The organism is Palleronia salina (assembly GCF_900141995.1).
Taxonomy (GTDB): Bacteria; Pseudomonadota; Alphaproteobacteria; order Rhodobacterales; family Rhodobacteraceae; genus Palleronia; species Palleronia salina.
This window is the reverse complement of sequence record NZ_FQZA01000026.1, coordinates 1-6375: the sequence shown is the minus strand read 5'-3', so window position 1 is coordinate 6375 and position 6375 is coordinate 1. Positions and strand designations below refer to the sequence as shown.

General features: G+C 65.6%; 6 protein-coding genes and 1 pseudogene. 1 reads left to right on the top strand and 6 read right to left on the bottom strand.

The genetic code is table 11. From position 1 onward, the window contains the following. The 5 genes from BUB76_RS17205 to BUB76_RS17185 all read right to left on the bottom strand — a co-directional run. Positions 1 to 1019 (bottom strand): nuclear transport factor 2 family protein (locus BUB76_RS17205; protein WP_175550338.1); only part of this gene is annotated, 1019 nt, incomplete at its 3' end. An 85-nt stretch (positions 1020 to 1104) separates the two neighbouring features. Further along, a complete protein-coding gene (locus BUB76_RS17200) occupies positions 1105 to 1740 on the bottom strand; it encodes a cysteine hydrolase family protein (protein ID WP_073130694.1) in 636 nt (211 codons plus the stop codon). A 97-nt stretch (positions 1741 to 1837) separates the two neighbouring features. Beyond that, positions 1838 to 2476 carry a hypothetical protein gene (locus BUB76_RS17195; RefSeq protein ID WP_084140746.1) on the bottom strand — a complete coding sequence of 213 codons (639 nt, stop codon included), beginning with the start codon at positions 2474 to 2476 and terminating at the stop codon, positions 1838 to 1840. Then, positions 2473 to 4716, bottom strand: a complete 2244-nt coding sequence (locus tag BUB76_RS17190) for a xanthine dehydrogenase family protein molybdopterin-binding subunit (RefSeq protein ID WP_073130689.1) — start codon at positions 4714 to 4716, stop codon at positions 2473 to 2475. Before BUB76_RS17190 ends, BUB76_RS17195 begins: the two co-directional genes overlap by 4 nt. A 3-nt stretch (positions 4717 to 4719) precedes the next feature. Beyond that, positions 4720 to 5178: a (2Fe-2S)-binding protein gene (locus tag BUB76_RS17185; RefSeq protein WP_073130686.1), complete on the bottom strand. Its 459-nt coding sequence runs from the start codon at positions 5176 to 5178 to the stop codon at positions 4720 to 4722. Between the two features lie 186 nt (positions 5179 to 5364). Between BUB76_RS17185 and BUB76_RS17180 the strand changes: the two genes are divergently transcribed. Continuing rightward, positions 5365 to 6279, top strand: a complete 915-nt coding sequence (locus tag BUB76_RS17180) for an AraC family transcriptional regulator (protein ID WP_084140745.1) — start codon at positions 5365 to 5367, stop codon at positions 6277 to 6279. A gap of 9 nt (positions 6280 to 6288) precedes the next feature. Here the strand turns inward: BUB76_RS17180 and BUB76_RS17765 are convergent. After that, positions 6289 to 6375: pseudogene (locus BUB76_RS17765) on the bottom strand (IS5/IS1182 family transposase); the annotation flags it as partial.

Genomic DNA, 6375 nt, shown 5'->3' with positions numbered 1-6375 from the left:
CCGCCAATGGCGGCGTAGATAAGGCACGGCCTTAAGGTGCTTGCCAATGCCTCGCCTTCGCGTCCGATCAAACCCACCGTCGCGCTTCCGGCAATGATGTTGTGTGGCGCAACGATGTTGCCGATCGCTAATCCGAACCCATGAGCAGCCACCAGGATTGCGGGTGGCACGTCCACGCTGTGTGCGGTCGAGACCTGAAACTCAGTGAAGAGAATGTTCGAAGACGTTGCGGAGCCCGTAATAAAGGTTCCAAGCACACCCACGTAGGGCGCCAGAAGCGGCCAGGCTTGCCCCACACCTGCTGCTGCCGCCGCGAGGCTGGCGATCATATCCGCATGGACCATGAGCCGAGAGAGCGCCAGCATGACCAGCAGGGCAACGGACACGGGAAAAAGGCGACGCATCGCTGCGGACACGGCTCCCGGCAGAAACCGTCCCCGCCCAGTGAACAGGGCGCTCAGAAACAGGGTCAGAAAGAGCAACGTGCCCGGGTGATAGAACGGTTGAAAAGTGCCCTCGTAACCACCCTCGAGACTCCACGACAGTGTCAGATCGCCGACAGCCTGCCGCACTGGGCTGATCAGTCGTGTCACCAGAACCAGCAGTAGAAGCAGGCAGTAGGGCACGAGGTCCGAAACGGAAAAGCGCGGCTTGCCTGCGTCTTCGGCCTGTTTCCGGCGCAACACCAATATGAATACAGCCGCGCCGATCAGCGCACCGCCAAGCGTGGGCAGTTCGCCGACGCGACCGCGAAACTCCAGCACATGGCCGTCGTCACCGGCGAATTCCCTTGCGTACTCGAAGTCCTCGAAGAGGCCAAACGACTGCTGCAAGCTGGCGACAAAAGCGTCCTTTCCCCGCAGCGGCATCGGGTCGGCGGGGCTGTGGTAGGTCACGTCATCCGCCAAAAGCTCCGGCAGCGCGTCCCAGTCACGGGACAGAAAGATGCGTCGCCATACTACATGGGCGTCTTGCACTTGACGACCGTGGCCGGCGTCGTCTGCGTCCGGGTTGGTCATGGAGCTACCACGACGGGCGGAAGCTGCGCGATGACCCAAAAGGACGGTTCCATGCTCGGGCGAAACCGGCCGCTCCGCGCCGGGGTCATGCGGCCGTCTCACTGCCCAGAAACCCAACCACCTCGGCCGTGGTGAGGATCGCGTGGGCATAGGTCGGTCCGTTGATCTCGTGCGCGGCGTGCATCGCGTCCGCCGACATCGCCGCAGTGGCATCGCGGACCAGCGTCACATGGTAGCCAAGCTCGGCCGCCTGGCGCGCCGATGTCTCGATGCAGGTATTGGCGATCAGCCCGACAAAGATGACATGCGTGATCCCGTGCTGTCGGAGCTGCACATCGAGGTCCGTGTTGGCGAAGCTGGAGGCCCCCCAATGTTCCTTGATGACGATATCGCCGGTCTCCGGACCGAAACCGTCGTAGAACTCACCCCCCCAGGTTCCTTCGGCGAACAGCTGGTATTCGTGCGCCGCGGCTTGTGACGGTGTCAGGTGCGCCCATCCCTCGAAATCCGTGGCGTGGTGGCGGTGATGCGGCAGGATGAAGATCGGCATGCCCGCCTCGTGGGCGGTCGCCCGGATCCGAGCCAGGTTGGTGTGTAGACCCACCGATGTGGCGACCTCCTTCAGGGCCGGCCACATCTTGCCGCCCTCCGCAAGGAAGTCGTTGTACGGGTCGATGCAGAGAAGCGCGGTCCGGCCAGAGGGGTATGTGGTCACGGTCATGGATTGGTCCTTTCGGAAGGGCTTGGGCAGGACGGTCCTGCCTGATGGCAAGCGGGAAGGTGTTTTCGGTCGGTGCGAAACGGCGTGCGGGTGGGCCCTACTGTTCCGGACAAGGCATCCCGGCCGCGGTCCAGGCGGCCATATCCTCAAGATGCGTCTGCAGGCTGCCAGGTGCAGGGTCGCGGCCTGCGCCGGGACCGAAACTCCAGGTGATGAAGCCGGTCAGCTCTGCGTCGTGCAGGATGTGTTCCACCAGCCCCGCCGCGTCGCGGCCGCCGTTCCGGTCGGGGTCGCGCATCTGGGCGCAGATCTCGGCGCTCGTGCGATCGGTCCACTGAAATTCGATCGGCGCCAGCCGCCAGTCCATGCCGGCATGCGGGGCTGCGTGGGGGATGGTGTTGGGGCGGGTCGAGGACTGGTGGCAGGCGTGACAGGACATGGTGTCATCCCCAATCCGGCTGTCGCCTGCGTTGATCGCCATGCCGTGGACGCGGTCGGGGTCGTCAATTGAGCCCCAAAGCGGGACGTTGTCCGCGCCCACGTGGCAATTGAGGCAACGGGGATGGGTCAGGACCGTGTGGATGCACTCCCATGCGGCAAGCCCCTCGTCGGAAGACACAGCCCCCGCCTCGGGCAATGAAGACAGGTCAAGGCCGTGTTCGCTCTGGGCCAGTGCCGGATTTCCCGGCACGAGGTTGACCAGGACGATCAGGGACAGGCGCGCGGCATACCTCACGCGAAGTCCACCGATTTGCTGAACGGCATCTCGCGCGGACGCTGGCCCGTTGCGGCGAAGATGGCGTCGGCCAGCGCTGGGGCGGCGGGGGCGGTTGCAGGCTCACCCAGGCCGCGGACGCGCTCGGCAAGTCCGAGTAGCCGGGTGTGGAACTGCGGCGTCTGATGCAGGCGCATCCCCTCGAAGGCGTGGAAGTTGGTTTGCTGCACGGCGTAATTCTCGTAGGTCAGTTCGCAGTTCATCGCATGGCCGAGGCCGAAAATGGCGGCGCCGGTCAGCTGCGCTTCGGCGTTGACAGGGTCGAAGACCGTGCCGCAATCGGCAGCGATCCAAACCTCGTCGATGCGGATGCCCCGGTCGGTCAGGGTCACGTCGATGACCTCGGCAACAGGCACGCCATGGGTATAGGCGAAAGCGATGCCGCGTCCGCGCCCCGGGCCGATGTCGGTACCCGCCCAGTTCGACATCTCGCCCACCGCCTCCAGCACACGGCGCGAGTCCGCGTGGTCGATCAGCCGGAGCCGCTCCTCGAGCGGGTCGGCCCCTGCGGTGTGGATCAACTCGGACAAGAAGCTTTCGTGGAAGAAGCTGTTGGAGCAGGCCCCGGGCGAGCGCCACGACCCGACCGGCATCAGCGGCGGCGCGGCATAGCCGGTCACGCGGTAGTTCGGGATGGCATAAGGCTGGTCGAAGGCGCCCCAGACCAGCATCGCATCCGGTCCGGGCGGCACGATGAAGACGCGCCCGAACCACGACGCCGCCAGCGACGGGCTGATCGAGTCGAGATCGCAGGCCAGCACCCGGCCGTCTGCCACCGCCCCCCGCCCGCGCGCCATGTGCAGGGGCCGGGGAAAATCATGGGTCATGTCCTCCTCGCGGCTCCAGGTTGTCTTGATCGGCGTGCCGGGCATTGAGGCGGCGATCTGGATCGCCTGAACCACGTAATCGTGGTCGAGCCTGCGGCCGAAACTGCCACCGGCCGGCAGGGCATGGAGGATCACATTGGCCGCGTCGATGCCTGTCACCTCGGCGGCGGCATCCCGCACCACGTGGGGGACCTGCGTCGCGGTCCAGATCGTCACCTTGTCGTCTTCGACCAGCACCGTTGCGTTCAGCGGCTCGAGCGCGGCATGGGCGAGGAAAGGCGCGCGGTATTCCGACTCGACGACCGTGGCCCCCTCGAGCGCCGCTTCGACATCGCCCTCGTCGCGCAACCGGCTGTTGCGCATGTCGTCGACATGGGCGTCATCCAGCACCTGCCACATCTCGGCAGAGCTGGCGGGGTAGTCGGGGAGGAGCCAGTCGACCTCCAGCGCCGCTGCGGCCTGAAACGCGAACCAGGTGTTCTCGGCGATGACCGCCAGCCCTTCGTTCACCTCGACGACCGACCGCACGCCGTGCACCGCCAGCGCGGCATCCGCAGAATAGCCCGCCATATCGCCGCCACGGCCGGGGTTGGCGCGGACGGTAGCGTGGAGCATGCCGCGGAGGGCCACATCGATCCCGTAGTCCTGCGTTCCTGTCGACTTCGCCAAAATGTCGAGCCGCCGGTAAGGCTTTGCCAACCGCGTCCATTCGGATGCCGGGCGCAAGGCCACGACGCCCACCGGCTCGATTGCCGCCGCTTCCGTTGCGAGTTCGGTATAGGGAATGCGCGTGCCGTCCGGCAAAACGACCTGCCCGTCCTCGGTCCGCGGGTCGGCGCGCGCAACGCCGGTGCGTGCCGCGGCTGCCGCCTTTAGGGTCTCGCGCGCGGTGGCACCGGCCTGCCGCAAAGTCTCGTGCAGGTCCGCGGTCGAGGACGATCCGCCGGTGAACTGCGACCCGGAAAGCCGCGCGACGTTCATCATCAGATCGCGCACCGTCTCCGCAACGAACCCCTCGTCCCATCCCGGAAACGACAGACCGTCGGCCGCGACGGTGCCGTTGAAATAGGCCTGATGCGGCTGGCCGGGGTCGAGGGTCGCGGTGGCCGGGTCGATGTCCAGCTCCTCGGCGATCAGCATGGCCTGGGTCGAGGCAATCCCCTGTCCCACATCGGCGCGCGGCACGATCAGGGTGATGCCCTCCGGCGTGATCTTGACGAACGGGGTCAGCGCAGCTTCGCCCTCTGCCAGACCGTCTAGCAGGGGATTGTCTGTCGGTCGCGACACGTAATAGACCCCGAATGCCACCCCGCCGAGGATGGCGGCGGACCCGATCAGAAAGGTTCGTCGGGCAATGGTTTTGACGCGTCCCATGGCTCAGGCCCCCCGCATCGCGCGCGCGGCGGCATGGACGGCGGCGCGGATGCGCGGATAGGTCCCGCAGCGACACAGGTTGCCCGACATCGCGGCGTCGATATCGTCATCGGTGGGCTCGGGATTGCGGGCCAGAAGGTCGGCAGCCTGCATGATCTGACCGGACTGACAGTAGCCGCACTGGGCCACCTGTTGGTCGATCCATGCCGCCTGGATGACGTGCAGGGCGTCCCGTGTGCCCAGCCCCTCGATCGTCGTGATCTCGCCCCAGACATCGGCCAGCGGCACCTGGCACGACCGCACCGCCTCACCGCCGATATGCACGGTGCAGGCGCCGCATTGCGCGATGCCGCAGCCATACTTGACGCTGGTGAACTTCAGACCGTCCCGCAGTGCCCAGAGCAGTGGCATGTCGCCCGGCAGGTCAACCGTATGACTGGTGCCGTTGATCTTAAGGTCCATGGCGGTCTCCGGCCGTGCTGTGAGAAACGCGTGACGCTCCGTCAAGCTTAGCTTAAGTCCGCCGACACACGGCAGCGATATGCAGATACGGTCAAGGGCAAGCAAATCCGGTCACGGACCTGTCGGTATCTGGCGGCGATCCTCGGCGCGTGGCATGCAGGTCGAGAGAGATCGACGACCGAGGCCATGGACACAGAACCGAACTATTCCCTTTTCATGGCGACCGACGTGGCCTGCCGCATACTCGACGTCGATCCGGTAGTGATGCTCGAAACCGTGGGGCTTGGCGCGCTTCCCTACGGCCGGACAGAGTCGCGCGTGACGGCGCAGCAGTATTTCGATTGCTGGAACACGATGGAGGTCCTGTCGCCACGCCCCGACTATGTGCTCCACCTCGGTATCGCGATTTCGCGCGGGCCGGTGATCCCGGTCTTTTTCACACTGTCCTGCGCGCCCGATATGGAAACCGGGCTGTTGCGTCTTGCGCAGTTCAAAGCGCTGCTCGGTCCGACATGCACGCGGGTTTTCCGCGAGGACGGTCTGCTCAGACTGGAATTCGACAGCGTCGATGCCCGCGTGCCCATGCCGCCGAGCCTTGGCGCGCTGCAACTCGTTGTCGCGGTCGAGAACATTCGCGGCGCGGCGGCCCACCGAGTTGTCCCGGTTGCGGCGGGCTTCGACGGATCGGCAGAGGAACGACGCATGATCGCCGGGCATCTCGGCGTCATGCCGGAGCATTCGCATGCCGCCTATGTGGCCTTCTCGCCCGAGGATGCGAAACGCCGTTTCATTTCCGAGAACCCCGCCCTCTGGGCCGACATCGAGGCCGACCTCAACCTTCAGCCGGCAGCGCAGAACGACCGCTGGCCCATAGCGGATCGGGTGCGGGGCGCTCTGGTCGACCTGATGCCCGCCGGGCGCACAGGCGCCGAGGACGCAGCGCTTGCCCTCGGGATCAGCCGCAGCACATTGCAACGGCGCATGCGCGATGCTGGAACATCCTATCAGATGATATTGGACTCCGTGCGGCGAGATATGGCGGTCCGCTATCTCACCAAGACCAGTCTTCGCGTCGAAGAAATCGCAAGTGTTCTTGCCTAGCCTCAGGACTCATAGCCAGTAGATGACGATAGCGGCGAGAGCGATGGCTGAGAGGAAGACTTTTGGGCACCGGTCGTATCGCGTTGCAACGCGCCG

Excerpts from the sequence above, each read along its gene's own strand:
- BUB76_RS17200 (WP_073130694.1), bottom strand. The coding sequence starts at position 1,740 with ATGACCGTGACCACATACCCCTCTGGCCGGACCGCGCTTCTCTGCATC.
- BUB76_RS17190 (WP_073130689.1), bottom strand. The coding sequence starts at position 4,716 with ATGGGACGCGTCAAAACCATTGCCCGACGAACCTTTCTGATCGGGTCC.
- BUB76_RS17185 (WP_073130686.1), bottom strand. The coding sequence starts at position 5,178 with ATGGACCTTAAGATCAACGGCACCAGTCATACGGTTGACCTGCCGGGC.
- BUB76_RS17180 (WP_084140745.1), top strand. The coding sequence starts at position 5,365 with ATGGACACAGAACCGAACTATTCCCTTTTCATGGCGACCGACGTGGCC.